The following is a 24,051-nucleotide window of genomic DNA, read 5'->3' as shown; positions in this document are numbered from 1 at the left end:
CGCCTTGCAACGGGGCAAGGCTCCGGGGCATGGTGCCGCCATCACCAGAACCAGGAGGAGTAGCGCGTGTCCGATCTTCCAACCGGCAATGCGGCCATCGGCCAATCGGGCGGGCCGACCGCCGTCATCAACCAGTCGCTGGCCGGCGTGGTCGAGGGCCTGCAAACGGGCCTTGTCGCGTCGGGCAAGGTGAAGAAGATTTTCGGCATGCGCCATGGCGTGCGCGGGATCGCCAAGGATGGCGGCGACCTGGTCGACCTTTCACACCTGCCGGCCGCGACCATCGAGGCCGTCGCGCAGACGCCCTCCGCGGCGCTGGGCTCGACCCGCGACAAGCCCGACGATGCCTATTGCGCGCAGATTCTGGAAGGCTGCCGCCAGAACGAGATCCGCTATTTCTTCTATATCGGCGGCAACGACTCCGCCGACACCTGCCGCATCGTGAGCGAGAAGGCGGCCGAGGCCGGGTACGAGATGCGCTGCTTTCACGTGCCCAAGACCATCGACAACGACCTGAAAGAGAACGATCACACGCCGGGCTTTGCCTCTGCCGCCCGCTTCGTGACGCTCGCCCATATGGGGGACGCTCTGGACAATGCCAGCCTCGGAGGCATCAAGATCAACGTCGTCATGGGCCGCAATGCGGGCTTCCTGACCGCAGCGGCCTCGCTCGCACGGCGCGCGCGGGAGACGGACAAGGACGCGGCCAAGCGGCCGGCACCGCATCTGGTCTACGTGCCCGAAGTGCCCTTCGTGATGGATCACTTCCTCCACGACGTGGACTCCGTCTACACCAAGCTCGGGCGCTGCCAGGTCGCCGTGAGCGAAGGAATTCGGGACGCCAACGGCGAGGAGATCGGGCCGCAGCTGATGCGCTCGGGCGAGGTGGACGCGCACGGCAATGTGCAGCTATCCGGCTCCGGCGCGCTGGGCGACGGGCTGGCCGATGCGGTCAAGAAGGCGCTGACGCCCGCGGGCGGCAAAGCGCCGCGCGTGCGCGCCGACACGTTCGGCTATCTGCAGCGCTGCTGGCCGGTGACCTCCCCGGTCGATGCCAGGGAGGCGCGTGGCGTCGGCCGTCATGCGGCGGCCCTTGCCGCCGAGGGGGACACGGGCGCATCCATCACCATCGAGCGGACCTCGAACGTGCCGGGCGAGTATCGCAGCGCCTTCGGCCGTGCCGAGCTCTCCGCGGTCGCGCGCTACGCGCGCCACATGCCCGAGGACTTCTCCGACAACGGCAACAATATCAGCGCCAGCTTCTACGACTATTGCATGCCTCTGGTCGGCGACCTGCCGGAGTTCGGGACGCTGTAACCGGCGGGGCTATTTCTCGACCAGATCGCGAATGTAGTTGGGCAGCGCGAAGGCTGCGACCTGCAGGTCGGGATTCCAATAGCGCGTGGGGAACGCTCCGGCCGCCTCGTAGCGCCGTGCGATCGTGCCGCTGGTCTGCTGGCGGAGCGTGGCGTCGTCGCTGGCCCAGCCATACGACATGGACCCGCCGAAATAGCTCGGCGTGGTCGCCAAATAGGCGAACGCGTCCTTGAACAGCTTGCGGAAATAGCCCACCGACTCCGCCAGTTCCGGGCCTTGCAGGAACGGCAACCCGTTCTGGGTGACGAGCACGCCGCCCGGTTTCAGCGCCCGGCGGCAGCTCGTGTAGAACGCCTCGGTGAAGAGAACCGCGCCCGGCCCGATGGGATCGGTCGAATCCACCAAGATCGCGTCGAAGCGGTCGTCGGTTTCGGCCACGAACTTGGTGCCGTCGGCGATGACGATGCGCGTACGGGCGTCGTCATATGCCCCTTGGCTGATCTCCGGAAAATGCGCACGGCACAGATCGATGACGCTGCGGTCGATCTCGCACAGGGTCGCGCGCTCCGCGTCCGGGTGCCGCAAGACTTCGCGCAAGACCCCGCCGTCGCCGCCGCCCACGATGAGCACGTCCTTCGCCTCGGCATGGGCGAAGAGCGGCACATGGGCCATCATCTCGTGATAGACGAACTCGTCCCGCGTCGAGAGCTGAACCACGCCGTCCAGCATCATCACCCGGCCGAAATCCCCGTTTTCGAAGATGATCAGCTGCTGATGGTCGGTCTGGCTGTCGAACAGAACCTCGTCCGCCTTCAGGCGGACGCGGAAGCCGTTATGGAGTGTCTCTTCGACCCAGCGTTCCATCGCTCGAGCTCCCTGCCGCGAAGTTCGGTTTTCACAACGACCTTGTCGGGCGAAAAGGCTTGCTTCATCACGTCGATGGTCGCGTTCGGATCGGCCGCGCCGCACATGAAGACGTCCAGGGCCGCGTAGCCGTATTCGGGCCAGCTATGGATCGAAATATGCGACTCGGCGAGCACCGCGACCCCGGACACACCGCCATTGGGCTCGAAATGGTGCAGGTGGATATGCAGGAGCGTCGCGCCCGCTGCGTCCACACACCCCCTCAGCGTCGTCTCGATGTGATCCAAGTCGTCGAGCCGCTCCGCCCCGACGAGATCGATTATGAGATGTGTGCCCGCATAGCGCACACCATCTCGCTCACAGAAAAAGTCCTTGCGCTCCTCTCCCATTTCGGGATCGAGGCACCGGGAATGGTTTTCTTCCGTTTGGGCGGTGCTTGAACCATGATCCAAGTCCATCCCCAATTGGAAGAGGGCGTCACGGGACATGGCGTCCTCCCCAACCAGCAGATAGATCCAGACGAACACAGGGCGTGGGCCCCGTTCGGATAAGAGGCGCTATTTGCACCGCGCGAGTCCCGCTTGCAAGTGGTATTTGGGGCCTGCGATCATATTGGGACCCGTGACGCGTGTTATGGACGTGCCATCCACGCTTTAACTTCCAGTGTGACGGCAACAGGATAGGCCCATGCCGGGGACTCACGCGCGAGGAGACCATTCTGCCATGACCTTCAGGCCACGACGGCCGGCGGCGCGAAAGGCGCCGTTCTCGGTGCCCTTCTCGGGGCCGCCCTCCTCTCTCCGAACCCGGCCGCCGCGGAAGCCCTGCCGAAGGTCGCGCGGCGCTGTCGCAGACGTCCGTTTCGGGCCTGTCCTCCGGCGCGTTCATGGCCGGACAGTTCGAGATCGCGCATTCGAAGGACATCGTGGGGGCCGGCATCGTCGCCGGCGGCCCCTATGCCTGCGCCGAATCGGCGGCGGCGCGGCTGTTCCCCTACTGGTTCACGGGCGTGGCACAGAACGCGGTCCAGGCCGCGCAAAGCTGCATGAAGACGACACTCGGGGAGCCGGACCCGGAGAAGCTGCTCGCGCGGGCGAAGGAGCTGGCCGAGGACGGCGAGATCGATCCGCTCTCCGGGCTCGCCACGCACAACGTGTACCTCTATTCCGGCGACAAGGACTCCACGGTGAGCCGGCCCGTGGTCGAGGCCGCCAAGCGCTTCTACGAGCTCGCGGGCGTGCCCCAAGGCAATCTGTCCTATATCGAGGGCGACGGGGGCCACGCCTTCATCACCGAGGAAGGGGGCGCCGCCTGCGGCCTGTCGGAGACGCCCTTCGTAAGCGACTGCGACTACGACCAGGCCCGCGCTATTCTGGGGTGGATCTACGGTCCCCTGACGCCGGCCAATGCGAAACCGGAAGGCGAATTCATCGTATTCGAACAGGCCGAGTTCACCGAGTCCGGCGAGGGGCTTGCCGATGAGGGCGTGGTCTATGTCCCGCCCTCGTGCCGGCAAACGCCCGGCTGCCGCATCCATGTGGCGCTCCATGGCTGCCAGCAGTCCCGCGCCCGGGTCGGCGGCACCTTCATCGAGGACACCGGCTATGCGGAGTTGGCCGACACGAACCGCTTGATTATCCTGTTTCCGCAAATCGCCTCCAGCGCGGTGAACCCGCAAGGCTGCTGGGACTGGTGGGGCTATACGGGCCTCGACTATCTCGGCAAGGATGCGCCACAGATCAGCGCGCTTTGGAAAATGGTCCAACGCCTCGCGGAGCCTCCGGCGCAGGCGGAGGCCGAGCCGGGACAGGAGTGACAATCATGGATCGCGGCACGACCGTCCTGATCTTCGAGGCGCCGCTCGATTCCGCCCTCTACCGCGACGCCTTGCGCTTGCGGGAGCACATCCTGCGCCGGCCCTTGGGTCTTGCCGTGAGCCGTGAGGAACTCGCCGACGACACCATGCGTCAGCATTTCTGCGCGGTCGACTGCGGCGCGGTGGTGGGCACGGTGTCCTTGCGGCCGCTGGACGAGACGACGCTACACCTCAAGCAAATGGCCGTCGCCGAGCCCAAACGGGCCGCCCGTATCGGCTCGCGCCTGGTCGCCCATGCGGAGCGCTGGGGCGCATCCGCCGGCTTTCGGCTTATGATCGCCCACGCCCGCATCGGCGCGGAAGGGTTCTACCTCAAGCACGGCTACGCGCAGGAAGGCGGCGTGTTTTTCGAACAGACGATCCCGCATATGCGGGTCACCAAGCGACTGCGATAGGAGGCCACACGGCATGGTTTTACAGGTTGGCGACAAAGCGCCCAGTTTCACCCTTCCCACCGACGGCGGTGGTGAGATCTCCTTGAAGGACTGCAAGGGCGAAGCCGTCATCCTGTATTTCTATCCCAAGGACGACACGTCCGGCTGCACGGCCGAGGCTTGCGCTTTCCGCGACGCGCTCCCGGATTTCTCCAAAGCGAAGGCCAAGGTCATCGGCGTCTCCAAGGACCCGGTGAAGAAGCACGACAAGTTCAAGGAGAAATACGACCTCACCTTCCCGCTCGCCTCGGACGAGGACGGCAAGATCTGCGACGCCTACGGGACCTGGGTCGAGAAGAGCATGTATGGCCGCAAATATATGGGCATCGAGCGCTCGACCTTTCTGATCGACGGCAAAGGCGTCATCCGTGCGATCTGGCGCAAGGTGAAAGTGCCCGGCCATGTCGATGAGGTTTTGAAGGCGGCGCAAGAACTGTAGGAGGGCGTGACGGCGTCTCGTGCCCAAGGCTCTGTTGCTCCGAGGTAGGCTTTGGCTCGCCGCCGCGACCGTTGCGCTGGCGGCGGTCGCGCTGGTCGTGGTGCCGCCGCTTTACCGCATCGCCCTGCTCGGCTCCGGCTACATGGCCGAGCAGCTTTGCGCGGGGATCTTCGTCTCGGACCGCAGCTTCGACCACGTGATGGGCGAGGACTTGTCGGGGCCCGGCTTCGGCGCCTTGGCGCTCTTCACGCCCCATGTTGACGCGGAGGCCAAGACCGTACGCGCCTCGGCCTACGGCATTGCCGGCCAAACGGCGGTCTACCAGGACGGCCTGGGCTGCACGCTGATCCGGCATCGATCGCCCGACGGCTTTCGCGCGCGCACAGGCGATCTGTTTGCCGCAGAACCGCTGGCGGCATTCGACTTGGAGTGGCCGGACGGGTCGATCGTTGCGGCAGGGGCTCGGGACACGGACTTCGAATGGCCCGACGGCGTGGATGGACAGGCTGCGTCCGGGGCCGTGGATGCCATCTTCGCGGACCCGGATCCGGCACGCCCGCGAAACACGCGGGCGCTCGTGGTGGTGCACAAAGGCCGTATCGTCGCCGAACGGTATGCGCCCGGTTTCGACGCGCAGATGCCGCTCGTCGGCTGGTCCATGAGCAAGACGGGCACGAACGCGCTCATCGGCCTTCGGGTCAAGGATGGGGCGCTTTCTCTCGACGACAAGCGCCTGATGCCCGAATGGCTTGGGCGCGACGACATGCGCGGGGAGATCACGCTCAACGCGCTGTTGCGCATGACATCGGGACTGGCCTTCGACGAAGACCCCGGCGACAAGCTCAGCGACGTGTCCCAGATGATGTTCGTGCAGCCCAACACCGCGGCGTTCGCCGCCTCCAAACCGCTCGCCTACGCGCCCGGGACCCATTGGCACTACTCGACCGGGGCGGCGGCGATACTGTCGGGCGTTCTGCGTGAAACGTTCGACGACGAGAGGGACTATCTGCGCTACCCCCGGGAACGCCTGTTCGGCCCGCTCGGCATGCGCACGGCGCAACTCGCGCCCGACGCCTCCGGCACGTTGATGGGCGGGGCCTTTCTCTATGCCTCTGCGCGCGATTGGGCGCGGCTCGGACTTCTGTACCTGCAGGACGGCAAATGGCGCGGCGAGCAGATCCTTCCCGAAGCTGGGTCGCCTATACGACCAAGCCGACGGTTCAGTCTCCCGAAGACAAATACGGGGCGCAGGTCTGGCTGAAACTGGAGAAGTCAGAGAATCTTGGCGAACCGCCAATGCCGGCCGATTCCTTCTACATGCTCGGCCACAACGGGCAGGTTGTGGCCATGGTCCCGTCCAAGGACCTGGTGGTGGTGCGGCTGGGGCAAACCCTGAGCGGCGGCGATTGGGACACGGCGCGGGACCTTTCGCCGCTCGTCAACGCGTTCCCGGACACGGCTCGGGCGAGCGGCTCCTAGGTCAACAACAGCCCGGCCATGGCCCCGGTCATGAAGCAGGCCATCGTGCCGGCAACCAGCGCCTTAGGGCCGAGGTCAACGATCTCGGCGCGCCGCTCCGGCACGAGGGCGGCAAGGCCGCCCAGCATGATGCCGAGGCTGCCGAGATTGGCGAAACCGCACAGCGCATAGGTCAGGATCGTGGCGCTGCGGGGCGACAGGGCGTCCGCCGGGAGTTCGGCCATGGACAGATACGCGACCAGCTCGTTGAGCACGATCTTGGTGCCCATGAGCTCGCCCGCGAGCCCCGCCTCGTTCCAGGGAATCCCGATGAGCCAGGCGACGGGCATCAGGAGCCAGCCCAGAATGCGCTGAAGGCTCACCCTGAAGCCGCCAATCTCGGGCAATAGGCCAAGGAACAGATTGACGAGATGCACGAGCGCGATGGCCACGATCAGCACCGCCACCACGGCGACGATGATTCGAACACCCGCCAGCGTGCCGTTGACGATGGCCTCGACGGCGCCGGTTGCATCCTCGCCAGGGCCCGGCTGCTCCACCGCATCGCCCGTATAGTCGCCGGGCACCATCAGCGCGGCAATGGCGACCGAGGCCGGCGCGCTGATCACCGAAGCGACCATCAGCGTCCCCGCCGCGTCGGTGAGCACGGGCGACAGGACGGTCGCATAGAGCACGAACATATTGCCCGCGATGGTCGCCATGCCGACGGTCATCACGAGGAACAGCCCTGCGCGGGTCAGGTCGCGCAAATAAGGGCGAATCAGAAGAGGCGCCTCGATCATGCCGACGAAGACATTGGCCGCCGAGGCGACACCGGTCGCGCCGCCGAGCCCGATTGTCCGCTCGAGGAGCCAAGCGAAGCCCTCTACGATCTTCGGCAGGATCCGCCAATAGAACAGCAGCGCGCTGAGGGCGCTCACGATCAGGATGAGCGGCAGCCCTTGCGTGGCCAGGATGAACATGTTCTGGGGGGCGGTGGGCTCGAAGGGTACCGGCCCCCCGCCCAGATAGCCGAACACGAAGGAGGTTCCGGCGAGCGTCGCCTGACGCAGCGCCTCGACCGCCTTGTTGAGCCAAGATAGCGCGGCCGTGACGGGCGGCAGGCGCAAGAGCAGCACGGCCAGCGCGAATTGCAAGGCCATGGCGCTCGCCACGACCCGCACGGGAATCGCCCGCCGGTCCTCGCTGACGGCCCACGCGAACCCCAAGAGGACAATCAGTCCGAGCCCCGCTTGGAGTATGCCCTGCCACATGGTCTTGCCCCTTTTGGTCCAGGCCTGGTCGCTGCCGGATGGCGTACGCGTTTCGCTGCGGCGGCGTCAACCGCCGCGCGGAAGCCGCCGTTCCCGGACCGGGCGGCGCACGATGAGCATCACTCCCGGCGCAACCGTCTGATATCGTATGGTCCGCGCGGCGTTCCGCGGGAACCGCCCGAGCCGGACCGGAAGGTCGCATCGAGGGAGCGCAGATGGTTAGCCCGGGACAGGATCGCCTAAGGCGACTCGGCCCATGCGCCGCCGGGCTCATGGGTCTGGCCGCGGGCTTGGCCGCGGTCTTGCTCCCGCCCCTGCCCGCCAGCGCCGGCGAGCGCGATCTGCGGACGCGCGGCACGCTGACCGGCGATTGGGGCGGCGCGCGGACGAGGCTTTGGGATCGCGGTATCGACCTCCGCCTCACCTATACCGGCGAGGTCTTCGGCCTTCTGTCCGGCGGCGCCACGACCGGGGCATCCTATGAAGACCTCATCGACCTCGAGGTGAACGCCGACCTTGAAAAGCTCGTGGGCTGGACAGGGGGATCCGCGCACGTCTCGCTCTATCAGATCGACAACGGCGGCAGAAACGCAGCCGACCTGGTGGGCTCGCTCACCGACCCGAGCAATATCGACGCGTCGCCCACATTTCGTCTGTTTACGGTGTATCTCGAACAAGAGCTTGGCCGCGTTGGCTCCCTGCGCGCAGGGCAGATCGCGGCCGACGACGAGTTCCTGATCAGTTCCACCGCCGCACCGCTGATCGCCAGCACATTCGGCTGGCCCGGCATCGCCGCCGCCGACTTTCCGCGCGGCGGACCGGTCTACCCGCTGGCGACGCCGGGCGCCGGCTGGCGCTGACCCCCACGAACGAAACGAAGGTCATGGGAGCGGTCTTCAGCGGTGACCCCGCCGGAGAATGCCCGCTCCTGCAGAACCCGCAGTCCTGCAACCCGCACGGCACAACCTTCAGCTTTACGGGCGGGGCGATCTTCATGGGAGAACTTCAATACCGCCCGAACCCCTCGCGGGAGGACGAGACCGGCAGCGCCTATCGGATTGGCGGCTGGTACCATACGGGCAAGTTCGCGGACCAGGCGATCGGGAACGGCAATGACGGCACGATCATCGCCATCGCCGAGAATCCGGCAAGTCCCATCGAACACCAGACGAATTGGGGCCTCTACGCCGTCGTCGACCAGCTCCTTTGGCAAAGCGATACGGCGCGCGTCATGGCGTTTTGGCGCGGCGGCATCGCTCCGCCCGACCGCAACTTCGTCTCGTGGTACATGGACGGCGGGTTCGGGATTACCGGGCTTGTCTCGGGCCGGCCGACGACGTCCTCACGTTCGGTGTGGCCCATTCCAACGTCAGCCGGGACGAAGCCGCGCTGGTGCGCTCGGCATGGCGCCTGTTCGGCTATCCGACCAAGGTCCGCAGCGGCAACATCGTGTACGAGCTCACATACACGGCAAAGCTCACGCCCTGGTGGAGCCTTCAGCCCGACCTGCAATACATCACCTATCCCGGGGTTGCGCCGATCGGTCCCGACGGCCTGCCACGGCCGGTCGGCGATGCGCTGCTGGTGGGGCTGCGCACCACGGTCGCGTTCTGACCCCGAGTGCTGGTCAGAACGCCATCCTATATGACATGCTCCCCTAAGAGCCGAGCGCTCCGTTTCTGAAATGCCGCTATGATGGGTGAGAGAGACTGACGTCCGTGTCCGGGAAGGGAGCGCCCTTCACAATGAAGCTCGCCACGACAGTCGGAAGGCTCGGCAACGCGCGGCTCTGGCTCCCCCTCATCGCCGTTGCTCTGCTGCCGTGCCCGCTGGCCGCGCAAGAGACTCGCGATGCCCAACAGACTCGCGACGCAGAAGACGCAGCCACGGCGCATGCGAGCTGGGAGGCGTTCGTGGCACAGTCCGAGCCGACCGAGTGGATCGATGCGCCCGCGGCGTCCGCCGTCGAGGCGGGCGATCCGTACGACGTCGTCGACGAGGGCTGGGAGCCACTCAAGATCGGACCGTTTCAGGTCGGCGGCGCGTTTCGCGTGAACTACATCATGAAAGACTGGGACGACGCCTACAAGGATCTCGGCGAACTGGCGTTCGATACCGCGCGCGTCAATGTGGACCTGGACAAGAACCGGATGACCGGGTCGTTCGAGTTCCGCTACTACCAGGACAAGTTCGCGGACGGACACGACTACGCGATGATCCATCACGCCTGGCTCGGCTGGGCGTTCGACGACCAGCAGCAAGTCCAGGCCGGTGTCACGAAAGTCCCCTTCGGAATCCTGCCCTACGCCTCGCACAACTGGTTCTTTCAGTTGCCCTACTATGTCGGGTTCGAAGACGACTACGACCTCGGCGTCAAATATATCGGCGCGTTCGCGCCCTGGAACTTCCAGGCGGCCTATTTCCCGACGGACGAGGGGAACTATTTCGGCGATAGCGGCGACAGCGCGCGCTACTCCTACGATCTCGTGCGCGAGGGCCCCAACGGCAACGCCGAGCGGAACCAGTTCAACATGCGCCTGGCCTACACGATGGAACACCGGGAGGACTACAGCACGGAGGTCGGCGTCTCGGTGATGGCCGGCGGCATTTCGAACGACAACCCGCAAGGCGGATCGGGCGACCGGTACGCGGTCGCCGCGCATCTCGTCGGGAACTACGACCGCTGGAACCTCATGCTCCAAGCGCTCCACTACGATTTCAACGTGGACAACGATCCCAACCGCGACGCCAGTCCCGACGGGAGCTTCGTCGTCTTCGGCGCGTACGATGCCTTCTACTACGTGGCATCGGAGGCGACGGTCTACACGGCGGGGCTTGCCTACACACTTCCGGTCGATTGGCAGCGCGTCACGTCTTTGACCTTCTACAACGACTTCAGCCTGATGGTGAAAGACGAAAGCGGCTTTCAGAACAGCCTGCAGAACGTGGTCGGATGCGCCGTGGATGCGGAGCCTCTCTACATCTACATCGACCTCGCCATGGGGAAATATCATCCCTGGCTCGGCGGCGAGTGGACGACCTCCCTTGCGGAGGGCGGCGACAACGGCTCCTGGCACGCCCGCTTCAACATCAATGTCGGGCTCTATTTCTGATTCCCCTGACACTGCCCGTTTGGTTGCGCGGAGATCGTTGCGCCGGGACCGTTGCGCAGAGGCCGTTGCGTGGAGACTTGGGCCACATCGAGCGCCCGCCGGTTCGAAGTCACGACCCGCGGTCATGACCCTTCGTACTGGCCTCCCGGTTGACCTTGGATTCGAAATCCAACAAGCATGAGCTTGCTTCGTCTACCATGTAGGCTCGGCTCGGTTTGGTGATACCTCGGACACGCACCGTGAACTTTAGCTTTCGGGCAACGCTTCTCACGCTGATGCTGGCCGTGCTGCTGACGGCAGTGGCCCTGCTCGGAACGGCGGCCTACCTTTATGCGAAATTCGCGGTCCAGGACCTTGGCGCTCAAGTGCTGGATCAGGCCGCCGCGCGCGTCGAGCAACATGTGGAACATGCGCTGGACGTCGCGGAGAACGAGGCGGCCACTGTCGCAGCGCTCATTGCCGACGGCTGGCTGGATCCCGACGACCAAGAGCGCGTCAGCGCCTACTTTCTCGAAGCGCTCAAAGCACGGCCGAGCTTGTCCTACCTCTCGTTCGGCATGCCGAGCGGGAAGTACTATCACGCCTTCCGCGATCGCGATGGCGGGCTCAGCGTGTTGTGGCTGACACCTCAGCCGGACGGAACGCGCGACCTCTACGAGTTCAACATCTTGCCCGATGGGACGGAGGAGCAGGTTCGCGACATTCCTCAATCCACGCGCACCCCGCCCTACGACCGGCCGTATTATCGCGCGGCCGACGAGGCCGGGGTGCCGATCTGGACGGAATCGTATGTGTTTCTCGGCTCCGGCGAGTCCCTGGACGTTCCCGGTGTCAGCCGGGCGGTCCCCGCGACGCAACCGCCGGGCGGCGACTTCGCCGGGGTGCTCACCGCCGATTTCGATCTCTTTGCGCTCAGCCGCTTCCTGCGCGATGTGACCTTGGGTTCGGAAGGGTTCCCCTTCTTGGTGGAGATCGCATCGGACGGGAGCCGGCGGATCATCGCGCACCCGGCCGCGGCCGCTCCCGACCCGGATGGGCGCCTTGACCTCACCGAGCCGTCTCCGGACGGCGAAGGCCGCGTCACCATTCGCGCGGACGAGATCAAGGATCCGCGCGTCGTCAAATTCCTCGAAGTGCTCGGTCTGGACCTGTCTGCGATACCGGCGGAGCTGCAGCGCGTACGATTTGAAACGGACGGCCGGACCTATATCGGCGGCTTCCGGCATCTTGGCCGTGAGGGCGGCCCCAATTGGATCATCGGCATGTTGTTGCCGGAAGACGAGGTCTTCGGCGATGTCGACCGTATGGCTCAACTCATGCTGTATTTCGGACTGGGCGGCGTGTTGATGGCCATCGCGCTCTCGGTCCTGCTGTCGCGGCGCATCGCCGGCAATCTCAGCAAGATCGCCGCGGAGACCCGCGAGATCGGCCAGTTCGAATTGGAGCCGAAGGCCCCTGTTCAAAGCCGGATCCGGGAGATCAGCACGCTCGCCGCCGCGGTCGAGGAAATGAAGACGGGCTTGCGGTCCTTCCAGAAATACGTCCCCGCCGATCTCGTGCGCCTGCTGCTCGAGTCCGGAGAAGAAGCGAAGCTCGGCGGCGCGCGGAAAGAGATCACGATCTACTTCTCCGACATCGTGGGCTTCACCTCGATTTCCGAGAGCCTCACCCCCGAAGTGCTCGCGGACCTCCTGTCGCAATATTTCGAGCAAATGACCGGTGAAATTCTTCGCAACGGCGGGACCGTCGACAAGTTCATGGGCGATGCGATCATGGCGTTTTGGGGCGCCCCGCAACCGTCCGACGATTGCCCGCTCGCGGCGTGCCGCGCGGCGCTCGCCAATCGCGCGAAGCTGGACGAACTCCGCGCGGACTGGACGCGGGCCGGCCTGCCCGCCCTTCGCGCGCGCACGGGCATCCATACCGGCGTGGCCACGGTCGGCAATTTCGGCAGCCCGGACCGGCTCGACTACACGGCCATCGGCGACACGGTGAACGTCGCCAGCAGGCTCGAAGGCCTCAACCGCGTGTACAACACTGAGATCTTGATCAGCGGCGTGACGCGCGCGGTGGTCGAGGACCAGCTGTTCACGCGCGTGATCGACAAGGTTGCGGTGAAAGGGCGCAAGGAGGGACTTCTCGTCTACGAACTGCTCGGCGAAACCGCCCACGTCCCGGAAGCGGAGCGCGAGCGCGCGAGCCTCTATACAGAGGCGTTCGAACGGTATCTCAACCGGCAATGGACGGCGGCACGAGACGGATTCGCGACGGTGTTGGAGCAGGTCCCCGGGGACGCCGCGGCCCGCATCATGCTCGACCGATGCGAGGCCTATGCCGCTTCGCCGCCTCCACCCGACTGGGACGGGATCTTTCACCCGCCGAAGTAAGCCCGCGTTTCACGGCGCGTTGGATTGATGGGAATCAACGCAAGGCACGGTGTAAGTTCGTCCAATCAAGATCGAGTCACCGCTTGATGGAGGAGCACAGCAAATGAGCGAAGGCGTTCCACAAAATCATCGCTTACGTCCCTGGTACATCGGCCTTGTCCTTGTCTTTGCGGCAGTCCTTTTCGTTGGCTATCGCATGTGGGAAGGAAACTGTCCTGCGCCAGGCATCATTGAGATCGGCGTCCTGACGGTTATTCCGATTGTCTACCTGGTGCTCATGTACCTGACCTTCATAAGCCAAAAGTGAGACGGCCATGCCATTCTGGTTGGTGAAGGCGACTTGGTACGAAGACGAAGCCGAGGCCAGCGAACGATGGGCGGCGAATGCGGAGACTGTGCAGGATGCGGTGGCGACGGTCGCGAGGCGCCTTCGGTTTCAGCCTCATCACATAGAAGCCGTTCGACGGGAACCGGAGGACTTGGATCAGCGGATCGCGAATGATCTCGTACCCGGCGAGGCACGACGCCTGCCCTAGTGGGCCGATCGGAGGTCGTGGTACGCATGGCCGACGGCGCCCGTTCCACCACCGACGCGAGTTCTTCCTGAGCCGCGGTCCGTCGACGGTTGAGATACAGTCCGAACGCTTCGGCATAGAAGTTTGCCCGCTCACGGTCCGCTTCCGGGACGCGGGCGGTATCGCCGAGCAATTCGTAGACGAGAAGTCCCTCCCTTGCGCCCCTTCACCGCGACCTTGTCGATCACGAGGCAGAGTCGGTCGCGGCCTCGCGTCCGGACTCGCCCCAGGCCATGACGCGCGGCAGCCAACGGCTCTTTAGGCTCTTGATTTTGAGGAGAAATTCTGGCGCACCCGACAAGATTCGAAGCTCTGACCTCTGCCTTCGGAGGCCCTTGGTCGATATCGTGCGCTCACACTTGCGACACTTGGAGCAGGTGATAGGCGGACATTGGCCTCACGCAGACCATGTCCACTATCCTAGTCAGAGCGGTCCTCCCTGATGTCCGCCAACATCGTCTGCTACCGACCCAAAGCGGACCTATTCGGGGGAGGAAGGGCCGCCCTCGTGGCGCACCGAATGCTGGCGCGATTTATCCGCCTAACTATCAGAGCGGGAAACCATAGAGGACATCAACGCACGCGTAAGTTAGGGTTAACCTGTCTCTAAAGTTGAGGTTTTTCTTGCCCTATAAGCAGATAGGTCGATGGGAGAATCCGAACAGACACTCAACTGGCATTTCGACGTACTCGATTTCTACCGCTACGTGGCTGCGGTAGGTGTCGTTATCTTCCATTTCGCCGCTTACATGCCGCTGGGCCAAGCTGAAGATGCGGTCGCTCCGCTGCAGCTTCTCGTCGATTTCTTCTTTATACTTTCTGGCTTCGTAATCATGCACGTCTACCGCACGCGCATGACCTCCAATTCCGATTATCTCGTCTACCTGCGAAAGCGCCTAGCGCGAATCTATCCCCTCCACCTCCTTACGTTGATGGTCTACATAGCGCTTGCCGTTTGTGCTGCGTATGGCCTCTTTTCATTCGAGAACCCAGACCGGTACCCCGCCGACGCGATTGTCCCAAATCTCCTTCTGGTCCATGCCTGGGGTGTCACCGACGACCTGACTTTCAACTACCCCTCATGGTCCATTAGCGCGGAATTCTTTGTCTACCTGCTGTTCCCCGTGCTGCTCTTGGCGACCCGCCGGTTGGGAGAAATCAGTTGTCTGACACTGGTGATCGCTATGGCGGCCTTTGTCGCTGCGTTCATCAGCTTCTGCGGGGACTCTCCGTGGACACGCGCCACTGCGGAGTTTGGATGCTTGCGTGCGCTCCCATCGTTCTTTGCCGGAATGGTGATCTATCTGTTGGTGACTCAACGCCTCGCCCATGTCTCGGTGCCCAGGTGGATTGGCTATTCCGCGGCATTGATCCCCATTGGCCTTATGGTCGTTGGCGCCCCTGACGAAATAGTACTGGTCGCATTTGCCGTCGTGGTCTTGCTCACCGCCCGGATGGAACTCTCGGCTCGACCAAAGCTCTTTTCCCGACCGCTGTTGCGCAATTTCAGCAACGCGTCCTATGGCGTTTATATGCTGCATCCGCTGGTGGCCGCTGGAATGTTCAGAATACTGCCCAAGATCATCGAGATTGAAGGGGCATGGATGTTTGGGCTCGGAGGAATAGCCCTGGGCATAACCACGGCTGTGGCCATGCTCAGCTATCGCCTGTTCGAGAATCCGGTCCGACGAATTTTGGGGGGAGGCATTGCACGGCATCAATTGCCGCGCCTGCTACGTCCTGCGAGCTAGATGGTATCCAACATTCCCAGCGCCACGCCCCACCAAACGGGTTGGCAACCGGTGCGCCAACTCAATTGGCGCTTGGCCGAAATGAGCGGCGTCAACGCCTCAGTTCAGAGTTCTGCTTCTGGCACTTAGTGGACATGGTCGGAGCCATCCACCATGTCCGCTACTGCATAGAGAGCGGGCACGGGCCTGGAGGCTCCCAAAAAGTGTCCCAGAATTGTCCCAAGACAAATGTGTCGATTGCCCGCTTATAATAAGATATTGATTTTTATGTCGTTTTTTGGCGCACCCGACAAGATTCGAACTTGTGACCTCTGCCTTCGGAGGGCAGCGCTCTATCCAGCTGAGCTACGGGTGCTGAGCAGACTGTGGGCGCGAACCTACCCAAACCGTGAAGCGTAAGCAACGCTCGCTTCGCAAGGCTGCCCGGTCGCGCCGGCCGGGGCGTTCCCTGCTCCCACGGCTCACTTGACGCGCTCGGCCAGAGGCGTCACCTATGCGGCCTAACGCTGGATAAGGCTGGGCAGCCGGGGAAAAACAAGAGGATGGCGGACAAGAAGAAGGTCATCGTGATCGGCGGCGGCTTTGGCGGTGTCTTCGCCGCCAAGTCCTTGGAAAAGCTGGGCCGCGGCTTGGTCGATGTCGAGCTCATCAACAACAACAACTATTTCGTTTTTCAGCCCCTCCTGCCGGAGGTGGCCTCCTCGAACCTGAACTCCTCCGACGCGGTGGTGCCGCTGCGGCAGCTCCTGACCCGGGTCCAGGTGCGCCAGGCCCGCGTCATGGGCATCGATTTCGAACGGAAGATCGTCATCGTGATGCAGGGCGCCCGCATGACGCCCGTGGAACTGCCTTACGACGAACTCGTGATCGCGCTCGGCACGGGCGTGGATCTCGCCCGGATCCCGGGCATGGCGGATCACGCCTTGACCATGAAGGACCTGACGGACGCGCACATGCTGCGCACCCACGTGATCGGCTGCCTGGAGACCGCCGACGTGACCACCGACACGCTGGTCAAGGATCAGCTCCTGACCTTTATCGTCGTGGGCGCGGGCTTTTCGGGCGTCGAAACCGCCGCGGAAACCAACGAGCTGATCAGCCGGGCGCTGCGCTACTACCACAACATCAAGCCCGAAGAGATCCGCATGTATCTCGTCGAGTTCGCGCCGCGCATCCTGCCGACCTTCCCGGCCGACCTTGCCGAATACGCGACCAAGAATCTGCGTGCCAACGGGGTGGACGTTCTGACCGGCGTCGGCACGAAGTCGGCCACGTCCACGGGCGTCGAGCTGACCAACGGACGGGTCATCAATGCCTCGACCGTGGTGGCGACCATCGGCAACGGGCCGCACCCGCTGGTGCAGTCGCTCGGCCTCGACATGCATTGGGGCCGCATCAAGACGAACCGCTTCATGCAGGTCCCCGGACACGACGATGTCTGGGCGCTGGGCGATGCCGCGCTGATCCCCCTCAACGACGATCCCAAGGAAGACCCGGCCGACTACGCCACGCAGACCGCGCAGTTCGCCGTGCGCGAAGGCTACCAGCTCGCGGTCAATATCGTGGCGAAGCTCAAGGGCGAACCGCTGAAACCCTTTGCCTACACATCGAAGGGCTCGTTGGCCTCGCTCGGCATGAGCAAGGCGGTGGCGGACGTCTACGGCGTCAAGATGCACGGCATCTTCGCGTGGCTCTTGTGGCGGGGCTTCTATCTGTCCTTCCTGCCGGGGCTCGTCGCGAAGGTCCGCGTCGGACTGAACTGGATGATCAACGCGGTGATGCCGCCCAATATCGTGCAGCTCCGCATGCCCGCGCCGGCCACGCGCTACATCCATTTCTGGAAGGGCGACAAGGTGTTCGAGCCGGGCATGCTGATCGACGGCTTCTACACGGTCGTCAAGGGCCGCTTTCGGCTGACCATCGACAATCCCGACACGGGCGAGCATTTCGAGAAGGAGTTCGGCCCGGGCGAGCATTTCGGCGAGCGGGTCCTGCTCAAATCCCATTTGCGGACGGGGCTCGTCGTCGCCCTCGAAGACGGGCTTCTTCTGTTCACCGCCCAGAAGGACTTCCGGCGCTTCGCCCGGGCCTTCCCGCCTCTGGAGAAGTATTTCCGGAGTTATATCGACGAGACCTTCGGCGGCCCCGACAAGACCTTCGCGCCCGGAAACGTCGGGGACGAAAAGGAAGACGAGCACGAACCGCAGGCGTGAGGCCAGGCTCGCCCCGCGTGCCGGCGCCCCGTGGATGCGTGGCCTTTCCCCGTTCCGCGCCGGGCATGCAGTCCGTATAGTCCCCCGGTCATGACCCAGAAGAAGACCGCATCGGCTGGCGCGAGCAGGCCGGCAGCGCCCGGCGACCACGTCTATTTGATCGACGGGTCGGGCTATATTTTCCGCGCCTATCATGCACTGCCGCCGCTGACCCGGCCCTCCGACGGCCTGCCCGTCGGGGCCGTGCACGGCTTTTGCGCCATGTTGTGGAAGCTGCTCCGCGAGACCGGTGAACTCGCCCCGCCCACGCATATGGCGGTGATCTTCGACTATTCGGCCAAGACGTTCCGCTCAGACCTGTTCGACGGCTACAAGGCCAACCGGCCGGAGGCGCCGGAAGATCTCATACCCCAGTTCCCGCTGGTGCGTGACGCCGTGCGGGCCTTCAACGTCGCCTGTATCGAAAAGGAAGGCTACGAGGCCGACGACCTGATCGCCACCTACGCGATGGAGGCGCGCGAGGCCGGCGCGGACGTGACCATCGTGTCGTCCGACAAGGACCTGATGCAGATGGTCCAGCCCGGCATCATCATGTACGACACCATGAAGAACAAGGTGATCGGCGAAGAGGGTGTGATCGAGAAGTTCGGCGTTCCGCCCGACAAGGTCATCGAGGTGCAGGCGCTGATCGGCGATACGTCCGACAACGTGCCCGGGGTCCCGGGGATCGGCGTCAAGACCGCCGCGCTGCTGATCGGCGAGTATGGCGATCTCGACACGCTGCTGGCCCGCGCGCCGAGATCAAGCAGCAGAAGCGCCGCGAGAACCTGATCGAATATGCCGACCAGGCGCGGCTGTCGCGCACGCTCGTGACGCTCGATACGAAGACACCACTCGACGTGCCGCTGGCCGAGACGGCCGTGCGGCCGCCGGAGCCCGAGGCCCTGCTCGGCTTCATGCGCGAGATGGAGTTCACGACCCTCACCAAGCGCGTGGCCGAAGGGCTCGGCGCGCCGTTGCCCGAAGGCACGGACAAGCCCAAGAAGACGCCGGCCAAGAAGAAGGACAACTACGACCATCCCTTGCGGCAAAGCCGCGCGGCGCGGCCGGCCCCGCCCGCGTACGCCCGCGCAAGGCGGCTCGCCGCGCGAACTCGCCGCCGAGCGTCAGAGCCGGATCGAGGACATCCCCTTCGATCGGACGGCCTACGAGACCGTGACGGACGCCGCGCGGCTCATCGAGCTCGTGGCGGCGCGCGCGATCAGGCTTACGTGGCCCTGTCGGTCAAGCGCGCCTGCGCCGATCCCATGACGGGCGACATCGCCGGCATCGCTTTGTCGGTGGCGCCGGGCCAGGGCGCCTATGTGCCCTTGTCGCACCGGGCGGGCGACGGGCTCGACCTCGGGGGCGATGCGAACATCGTGCAGGTCCCACTTGGGGATGCGTGGCCGATCCTGAAGCCGCTGCTCGAAGACGACGCCGTGCTCAAGATCGCCGCCGACGCCAAGCCCGCCATGGTCGCGTTGGCCCGTTACGGCATCGCGCTACAAACGGTCGACGATCCCACCCTGATCTCCTACGCGCTCGATGCGGGGCGCGCCGACCACGGCCTCGCCAAGCGTGCGTCCGTCCTTTTCGGCCATACCTGCCTCACCGAGAAAGAGGTGCTGGGGACCGGCAAATCGGCGATCACCTTCGACCGCGTGGACGTGGCCCGCGCGACCGAAGCCGCGGGCGAGGAGGCCGACGTGGCGATGCGGCTGTGGCGCGTGCTGAAGCCCCGCATGCCCGCCGAAGGCGTCACCACCGTCTACGAGACGCTGGAGCGGCCGTTGCAACCGGTCCTCGCCGAGATGGAGCGCGCCGGGATCAAGGTGGACCGCGCCATGCTGGCGCGCCTCTCCGGCGCGTTCGCGCAAGAGATCGCGCGGCTCGAAGACGAGATCCGCGAACTTGCGGGCGAGGACTTCAATATCGGTTCGCCCAAGCAGCTCGGCGAGATCCTGTTCGACAAGATGAGCCTTCCCGGCGGGCGGAAGACCAAGACCGGCGCCTGGAGCACCGACGCGGCCGTGCTCGAGGAGCTCGCCGCCGAGGGCCACGATCTACCGCAAAAGATCCTGCAATGGCGGCAACTCGCCAAGCTGAAAAGTACGTATACGGATGCTTTGCCCGCCTACATCAACGCGGACACGGGCCGCGTGCATACGCGCTACGTGCTGGCCTCGACCACGACGGGGCGTCTCGCGAGCCAAGAGCCGAACCTCCAGAACATCCCCGTGCGCACCAAGGAAGGCCGCGAGATCCGCAAGGCCTTCGTGGCCGAGAAGGGCAAGACGCTCATCAGCGCCGACTACAGCCAGATCGAGCTGCGCGTGCTGGCCCATATGGCCGACACGCCCACGCTCCGCCAGGCCTTCGCGGACGGCCTCGATATCCACGCCATGACGGCATCGGAAATGTTCGGCGTGCCCATCGAGGGCATGGATCCTGGGGTCCGCCGGCGGGCCAAGGCGATCAATTTCGGCATCATTTACGGCATCTCGGCGGTGGGGCTCGGCGCGCAGCTCGGCATTCCGCGCGGGGAGGCGGCCGCCTATATCAAGACCTATTTCGAGCGCTTCCCCGGCATCAAGGACTATATGGAAGCGACGAAGGCGGAGGCGCGGCACTCGGGCTACGTGTCCACGCTGTTCGGGCGGAAGGTCCACTACCCCGAAATCAACATCAAGAACCCGTCCTTGCGCGGCAATTACGAGCGCGCGGCCATCAACGCGCCGATCCAGGGCTCGGCCGCGGACATCATCCGCCGCGCCATGATCCGCATGCCGGAGGCCTTGCGCGATGCGGGCCTCGAAGCACGCATGCTGCTGCAGGTCCATGACGAACTGATCTTCGAAGCGCCGGAAAAAGAAGCCAAGAAGACCATGGAGTCGCGCGCACGGTGATGGAGGCCGCGCCCGCGCCCGCGCTCGAGCTCAAAGTGCCGCTGCAGGTCGACGCCCGCGCCGCCGACAACTGGGAGGCCGCGCATTAGGGTGCGCTTGGGCGTTAATGTTTGTCTCGGTCCCCTATGCGTCCGTCATCCTGAGGTGCCCGGCGTGGGCTTCGAGGCTCGCTTGCGCTCACACCTCAGCATGACGCGCCGGGCCTCGAAGGATATGCTCCAAAGGCTGAAAGGCTAAGGAGGCCCCATGCGATATGCCGTTTGCCTTCTGACCGCGATCGGTCTCTACCTTGTCACCCTGTCCGCGCAAGCGGTGCCGGCGCCGATGTCGGACGCGGAGCTGGTGGCCAAGAGCGACGTCGTCGCGCTGGTGCGCGTGATGTCGGTGACCTGCACCAGCGTCACGACGGACAAGACGACGGGCGAACGGCTCCCCGCCTATCTCGCCAAGCTCCGCGTGATCGAAGCGAAGAAGGGCGACGTGAAGCCCGGCGGCGAGGTGCTGGTGACGTTCCACGCACTTCCCCGGGGGATCCTCGGCCCCTGGACCGTCTACTACTATCCCGGCGAGGAGGTGTGGACGCATCTCTACAAGCGCGACGGCGGCGCCACCTACGCCACCACCTGGTGGAACGCCAAGCGCGACCAGGCGAAGCGCCCGAGACCAAGGACCTGCCGACCGTGGTCGGCCAGTCCGTCATGGCGCGTGAAGCGCCCTGAGACGGGGCCCCTCGGGGCCCGCGCCGGGCCGGGCGCGCGCTGCGTGCCGCGGTATCCCGGCAAACCATGGCATCCGGACATTTCGCGGCATCTGGACAATTCGCGCAATTGACGCCGCGTAGGCGCTTGCGCGACACGGGCGTATGAAGCCCAAGCTCCTCACCACCCTCGAAACCTATACGCGCGAGGACTTCCTCCAGGACACGATCGCCGGCTTGACCGTGGCCCTGGTGGCGATCCCGCTCAGCATCGCGATCGCCATCGCCTCGGGCGCGGAACCCGCGCAAGGGATCGTGACCGTCATCGTCGCGGGCATGCTCGTGTCTTTGCTGGGCGGCAGCCGGGTCCAGATCGGCGGTCCCACCGGCGCGTTCATCGTCGTGGTCTACGGCGTCATCGCGGAGCATGGCTATGACGGGCTGGTGCTCGCGACCTTCATGGCCGGCCTGATCCTCCTGCTGGCCGGCGTGCTTCGGGTCGGAAATCTCATCCAATACGTGCCCGAATCCGTCATCAACGGTTTCACCATCGGCATCGCCGTCATCATCGCCACGAGCCAGTTGAAGGATTTCTTCGGGATCGACGTGGCGCAGCTTCCGGCGGACTTCCTGGAGAAGGTTCCGGCGCTGTGGGCCGCGCGGGACACGGCAAGCCTCGTGGCCCTCCTGGCGGGCGTCACGACCTTGGTCGCCATCGTGTTGTTGCGGCGCGTCATCCCGCGGGCACCGTGCACGATCATCATCGTCGCCATCGTCTCGACCGTGATCTTTCTCGCCGGACTGCCGGTCGACACGATCGAGTCCCGGTACGGCGCGCTACCGCAGCAATTGCCGATGCCGGCGCTCCCGTCCTTCTCGCTCGAAAAGGTCCTCGAAATGTTGCCGAGCGCGATCGTCATCGCCTTCCTGGCCGGCGTGGAATCCCTCCTGTCGGCGATGGTGGCCGATCGCATGATCGGCAGCGCGCACCGCCCCAACGCCGAGGTCCTCGCACAAGGCGCCGCCAATGTCGGCTCGGCGCTGTTCGGCGGCTTGCCGGCCACGGGCGCCATCGCGCGGACGGCGAAGACGTCCGGGCGGGCGGGCGCACGCCGGTTGCCGGCATCATCCACGCGCTTGCCGTGCTCGCGATCATGATGGTGGCCGCGCCCTTGGCCGGGCATCTGGCGCTTCCGGCGCTCGCCGCGTTGTTGATCCTGACCGCTTGGTATATGAGCGAACCGCATAAATGGCGCGGCTATATGAGCGAACGGCCATCGGACCGGTTCCTGCTGCTCCTCACGCTGGTCTTGACCGTCATGACCGACCTGACCGTCGCCATCGGCGTGGGTGTCGCCGTCGGCCTCGCCATCAGGCTTCGGCGCCGCCATGATCCGCCTGCGGACTGGCACGTTCCGGAGCGCTAGCCGCCGAACGTTCGCGCGACCGTGGATCGACCCGAACACGGACGAGTCAATCGCTATCAGGTGTCTCGATGCTCAGCGCCGTCATTCTCCTGACCACAGCAGCGTTCGCCGCGTTGATGGCGTGGCCGAAACTGGCCAACAACCGGCTGTGGCGCGCGACGCTGACGCCGCTTGCCTCGATCATCGGCTCGGGCTTCCTGGTGCTCGGCCCCGTCCTCGACGACCGTTTCGGCGCCTATGGGCTCCTCGTCATGGCCGCCCTGTGCGCCATGGCCGCCATGTTCGGCTCGGCCATCCGCTTCAACATTGCCGCCTATGAGCGCGACGGATGGATCGCCGGCTCGCCGATCGAGCGGCTGGAGGCGGTCTCGTCCTGGGTGCTCGCCTTCGCCTACATCATCTCGGTCGCCTACTACCTGAACCTGTTCGGGGCCTTTGGCGTCAGTCTTGCCGATGTCGATCAGGCGTTCTCGGCCAAGCTGCTCACCACCGCGATGTTCGTGTTCATCCTGGTGATCGGATGGACGCGGGGGTTCCACGCGCTCGAACGTCTCGAGCAGGTGTCCGTCGGCCTGAAGCTCGCGGTCATCGCGGGACTCCTGGTCGGCCTCGCCAGCTATTTCGGCACCAAGGCGGCCTCGGGCGCGCTCGTCCTGAACCCACCCCAGGTGACCGGTTGGAACGCCGTCGCATGGTGTTCGGCCTGATCGTCACCGTGCAGGGCTTCGAAACCTCGCGCTATCTGGGCGAGACCTATTCGGCCACGACGCGCATCGCCTCCATGCGGCTCGCGCAAGTCATCTCGACGGCGATCTATATGGTCTATATCGGCCTGGTCACGTTCGTGTTCGCGCGCAGCGAACTGCACTTCTCCGAGACGGCCGTGGTCGACATGATGGGCATGGTCGCGCCGATCCTCACCGTGCTGCTGGTGGTGGCGGCGCTCAGCGCGCAGTTCAGCGCGGCCGTGGCCGACACGAGCGGATCGGGCGGGCTGTTCGAAGAGCTGACGCATGGCAGGGTCTCGAGCCGGGCCGGCTATCTTCTGCTCATCGTTCTCGGCATCGCCCTGACTTGGACCGCGAACGTTTTCGAGATCATTGCCTACGCCTCGCGGGCGTTCGCGCTGTACTACGCCATCCAGGCCGGGATCGCCGCGCATTTCGCCCACCGCAACAAGCCGTTCGGGCCCTTATGCATCTCCTACGCCGCGCTCGCCGTGCTCGGGCTTGCCATCACGCTCTACGGCACGCCGGTCGAGGGCGGCAGCGAATAACG

The 24,051-nt window shown here is 64.9% G+C and carries 22 protein-coding genes, 1 tRNA gene and 1 pseudogene; 20 read left to right on the top strand and 4 right to left on the bottom strand.

From position 1 onward, the window contains the following. Positions 1-66 precede the first annotated feature (66 nt). Positions 67-1,317, top strand: a complete 1,251-nt coding sequence (locus AUC68_RS05465; protein ID WP_083240454.1) for a diphosphate--fructose-6-phosphate 1-phosphotransferase — start codon at positions 67-69, stop codon at positions 1,315-1,317. A gap of 9 nt (positions 1,318-1,326) precedes the next feature. Here the strand turns inward: AUC68_RS05465 and speE are convergent, their stop codons facing one another. Both speE and speD read right to left on the bottom strand, forming a co-directional pair. After that, on the bottom strand, positions 1,327-2,181 hold the full coding sequence (speE, locus tag AUC68_RS05460) for a polyamine aminopropyltransferase (RefSeq protein ID WP_069436703.1): 855 nt from the start codon (positions 2,179-2,181) through the stop codon (positions 1,327-1,329). Further along, positions 2,130-2,669 carry an adenosylmethionine decarboxylase gene (gene speD, locus AUC68_RS05455; protein WP_069437033.1) on the bottom strand — a complete coding sequence of 180 codons (540 nt, stop codon included), beginning with the start codon at positions 2,667-2,669 and terminating at the stop codon, positions 2,130-2,132. The genes speE and speD overlap by 52 nt, the downstream gene beginning before the upstream one ends. Before the next feature lie 356 nt (positions 2,670-3,025). Here speD and AUC68_RS05450 point away from each other — a divergent pair, with 356 nt between their 5' ends. From AUC68_RS05450 to AUC68_RS16705, 5 genes are read left to right on the top strand one after another with little or no spacing between them, the layout of a single operon-like run. Then, the gene (locus AUC68_RS05450; protein WP_069436702.1) at positions 3,026-3,997 is read left to right on the top strand and encodes an extracellular catalytic domain type 2 short-chain-length polyhydroxyalkanoate depolymerase; all 972 of its coding nucleotides are present in this window, start codon (positions 3,026-3,028) and stop codon (positions 3,995-3,997) included. A gap of 5 nt (positions 3,998-4,002) precedes the next feature. Beyond that, positions 4,003-4,452 carry a GNAT family N-acetyltransferase gene (locus AUC68_RS05445; RefSeq protein ID WP_141701108.1) on the top strand — a complete coding sequence of 150 codons (450 nt, stop codon included), beginning with the start codon at positions 4,003-4,005 and terminating at the stop codon, positions 4,450-4,452. A gap of 13 nt (positions 4,453-4,465) precedes the next feature. After that, the gene (gene bcp / locus AUC68_RS05440) at positions 4,466-4,930 is read left to right on the top strand and encodes a thioredoxin-dependent thiol peroxidase (protein ID WP_069436701.1); all 465 of its coding nucleotides are present in this window, start codon (positions 4,466-4,468) and stop codon (positions 4,928-4,930) included. A gap of 34 nt (positions 4,931-4,964) precedes the next feature. Then, a complete protein-coding gene (locus AUC68_RS05435; protein WP_083240451.1) occupies positions 4,965-6,191 on the top strand; it encodes a serine hydrolase domain-containing protein in 1,227 nt (408 codons plus the stop codon). Between the two features lie 35 nt (positions 6,192-6,226). Next, positions 6,227-6,409: a hypothetical protein gene (locus AUC68_RS16705; RefSeq protein WP_083240450.1), complete on the top strand. Its 183-nt coding sequence runs from the start codon at positions 6,227-6,229 to the stop codon at positions 6,407-6,409. Here AUC68_RS16705 and AUC68_RS05430 read toward each other — a convergent pair. Further along, a complete protein-coding gene (locus tag AUC68_RS05430; RefSeq protein WP_069436700.1) occupies positions 6,406-7,662 on the bottom strand; it encodes a NupC/NupG family nucleoside CNT transporter in 1,257 nt (418 codons plus the stop codon). The genes AUC68_RS16705 and AUC68_RS05430 overlap by 4 nt on opposite strands. A gap of 215 nt (positions 7,663-7,877) precedes the next feature. On the opposite strand from AUC68_RS05430, the pseudogene AUC68_RS18615 reads away from it, so the two are divergent. The 6 genes and pseudogenes from AUC68_RS18615 (at position 7,878) to AUC68_RS05395 (ending at position 15,488) form a co-directional block, all read left to right on the top strand. Further along, positions 7,878-9,276: pseudogene (locus AUC68_RS18615) on the top strand (carbohydrate porin). 131 nt (positions 9,277-9,407) lie between these two features. After that, on the top strand, positions 9,408-10,775 hold the full coding sequence (locus AUC68_RS05415; RefSeq protein ID WP_141701106.1) for a porin family protein: 1,368 nt from the start codon (positions 9,408-9,410) through the stop codon (positions 10,773-10,775). Between the two features lie 239 nt (positions 10,776-11,014). Beyond that, complete coding sequence (locus AUC68_RS05410; protein ID WP_141701105.1) at positions 11,015-13,162, top strand: adenylate/guanylate cyclase domain-containing protein; 2,148 nt, start codon at positions 11,015-11,017, stop codon at positions 13,160-13,162. 103 nt (positions 13,163-13,265) lie between these two features. Continuing rightward, on the top strand, positions 13,266-13,469 hold the full coding sequence (locus AUC68_RS05405; RefSeq protein WP_069436696.1) for a hypothetical protein: 204 nt from the start codon (positions 13,266-13,268) through the stop codon (positions 13,467-13,469). 7 nt (positions 13,470-13,476) lie between these two features. Then, complete coding sequence (locus AUC68_RS05400; protein WP_069436695.1) at positions 13,477-13,698, top strand: hypothetical protein; 222 nt, start codon at positions 13,477-13,479, stop codon at positions 13,696-13,698. A 686-nt stretch (positions 13,699-14,384) separates the two neighbouring features. Next, positions 14,385-15,488 (top strand): acyltransferase family protein, encoded by a 1,104-nt coding sequence (locus AUC68_RS05395; RefSeq protein WP_069436694.1) that lies wholly within the window; start codon positions 14,385-14,387, stop codon positions 15,486-15,488. Between the two features lie 278 nt (positions 15,489-15,766). Here the strand turns inward: AUC68_RS05395 and AUC68_RS05390 are convergent. Further along, positions 15,767-15,843, bottom strand: a tRNA-Arg gene (locus AUC68_RS05390). A gap of 187 nt (positions 15,844-16,030) precedes the next feature. Here AUC68_RS05390 and AUC68_RS05385 point away from each other — a divergent pair. The 8 genes from AUC68_RS05385 (at position 16,031) to AUC68_RS17085 (ending at position 24,049) form a co-directional block, all read left to right on the top strand. Continuing rightward, positions 16,031-17,701, top strand: a complete 1,671-nt coding sequence (locus AUC68_RS05385; RefSeq protein WP_069436693.1) for an FAD-dependent oxidoreductase — start codon at positions 16,031-16,033, stop codon at positions 17,699-17,701. A 90-nt stretch (positions 17,702-17,791) separates the two neighbouring features. Next, positions 17,792-18,532 (top strand): 5'-3' exonuclease, encoded by a 741-nt coding sequence (locus AUC68_RS18610; RefSeq protein WP_083240449.1) that lies wholly within the window; start codon positions 17,792-17,794, stop codon positions 18,530-18,532. Then, complete coding sequence (gene polA, locus AUC68_RS05380; protein WP_425283218.1) at positions 18,502-20,649, top strand: DNA polymerase I; 2,148 nt, start codon at positions 18,502-18,504, stop codon at positions 20,647-20,649. The genes AUC68_RS18610 and polA overlap by 31 nt, the downstream gene beginning before the upstream one ends. Before the next feature lie 246 nt (positions 20,650-20,895). Beyond that, positions 20,896-21,480, top strand: a complete 585-nt coding sequence (locus AUC68_RS05375; RefSeq protein ID WP_069436692.1) for a hypothetical protein — start codon at positions 20,896-20,898, stop codon at positions 21,478-21,480. Between the two features lie 31 nt (positions 21,481-21,511). Beyond that, on the top strand, positions 21,512-22,504 hold the full coding sequence (locus tag AUC68_RS05370) for a SulP family inorganic anion transporter (RefSeq protein ID WP_204376967.1): 993 nt from the start codon (positions 21,512-21,514) through the stop codon (positions 22,502-22,504). Further along, a complete protein-coding gene (locus tag AUC68_RS18105) occupies positions 22,489-22,773 on the top strand; it encodes a hypothetical protein (protein ID WP_280138522.1) in 285 nt (94 codons plus the stop codon). The genes AUC68_RS05370 and AUC68_RS18105 overlap by 16 nt, the downstream gene beginning before the upstream one ends. Positions 22,774-22,841: 68 nt before the next feature. After that, positions 22,842-23,480: a hypothetical protein gene (locus AUC68_RS17090; RefSeq protein ID WP_204376966.1), complete on the top strand. Its 639-nt coding sequence runs from the start codon at positions 22,842-22,844 to the stop codon at positions 23,478-23,480. Further along, on the top strand, positions 23,465-24,049 hold the full coding sequence (locus AUC68_RS17085) for a hypothetical protein (protein WP_204376965.1): 585 nt from the start codon (positions 23,465-23,467) through the stop codon (positions 24,047-24,049). The genes AUC68_RS17090 and AUC68_RS17085 overlap by 16 nt, the downstream gene beginning before the upstream one ends. Positions 24,050-24,051 lie beyond the last annotated feature (2 nt).

Origin of the sequence: Methyloceanibacter methanicus (genome assembly GCF_001723285.1) — a bacterium.
GTDB classification, from domain to species: domain Bacteria; phylum Pseudomonadota; class Alphaproteobacteria; order Rhizobiales; family Methyloligellaceae; genus Methyloceanibacter; species Methyloceanibacter methanicus.
The sequence above is the reverse complement of the archived record's forward strand: the minus strand, read 5'-3'. Positions and strand labels throughout refer to the sequence as shown.

What these genes read in the sequence shown, in the direction of transcription:
- speE (WP_069436703.1), bottom strand. Translation starts at nt 2,181, where the DNA reads ATGGAACGCTGGGTCGAAGAGACACTCCATAACGGCTTCCGCGTCCGC.
- speD (WP_069437033.1), bottom strand. Translation starts at nt 2,669, where the DNA reads ATGTCCCGTGACGCCCTCTTCCAATTGGGGATGGACTTGGATCATGGT.
- AUC68_RS05445 (WP_141701108.1), top strand. Translation starts at nt 4,003, where the DNA reads ATGGATCGCGGCACGACCGTCCTGATCTTCGAGGCGCCGCTCGATTCC.
- bcp (WP_069436701.1), top strand. Translation starts at nt 4,466, where the DNA reads ATGGTTTTACAGGTTGGCGACAAAGCGCCCAGTTTCACCCTTCCCACC.
- AUC68_RS16705 (WP_083240450.1), top strand. Translation starts at nt 6,227, where the DNA reads ATGCCGGCCGATTCCTTCTACATGCTCGGCCACAACGGGCAGGTTGTG.
- AUC68_RS05430 (WP_069436700.1), bottom strand. Translation starts at nt 7,662, where the DNA reads ATGTGGCAGGGCATACTCCAAGCGGGGCTCGGACTGATTGTCCTCTTG.
- AUC68_RS05415 (WP_141701106.1), top strand. Translation starts at nt 9,408, where the DNA reads ATGAAGCTCGCCACGACAGTCGGAAGGCTCGGCAACGCGCGGCTCTGG.
- AUC68_RS05405 (WP_069436696.1), top strand. Translation starts at nt 13,266, where the DNA reads ATGAGCGAAGGCGTTCCACAAAATCATCGCTTACGTCCCTGGTACATC.
- AUC68_RS05400 (WP_069436695.1), top strand. Translation starts at nt 13,477, where the DNA reads ATGCCATTCTGGTTGGTGAAGGCGACTTGGTACGAAGACGAAGCCGAG.
- AUC68_RS05395 (WP_069436694.1), top strand. Translation starts at nt 14,385, where the DNA reads ATGGGAGAATCCGAACAGACACTCAACTGGCATTTCGACGTACTCGAT.
- AUC68_RS05385 (WP_069436693.1), top strand. Translation starts at nt 16,031, where the DNA reads ATGGCGGACAAGAAGAAGGTCATCGTGATCGGCGGCGGCTTTGGCGGT.
- AUC68_RS18610 (WP_083240449.1), top strand. Translation starts at nt 17,792, where the DNA reads ATGACCCAGAAGAAGACCGCATCGGCTGGCGCGAGCAGGCCGGCAGCG.
- AUC68_RS05375 (WP_069436692.1), top strand. Translation starts at nt 20,896, where the DNA reads ATGCGATATGCCGTTTGCCTTCTGACCGCGATCGGTCTCTACCTTGTC.
- AUC68_RS05370 (WP_204376967.1), top strand. Translation starts at nt 21,512, where the DNA reads ATGAAGCCCAAGCTCCTCACCACCCTCGAAACCTATACGCGCGAGGAC.
- AUC68_RS17090 (WP_204376966.1), top strand. Translation starts at nt 22,842, where the DNA reads ATGCTCAGCGCCGTCATTCTCCTGACCACAGCAGCGTTCGCCGCGTTG.
- AUC68_RS17085 (WP_204376965.1), top strand. Translation starts at nt 23,465, where the DNA reads ATGGTGTTCGGCCTGATCGTCACCGTGCAGGGCTTCGAAACCTCGCGC.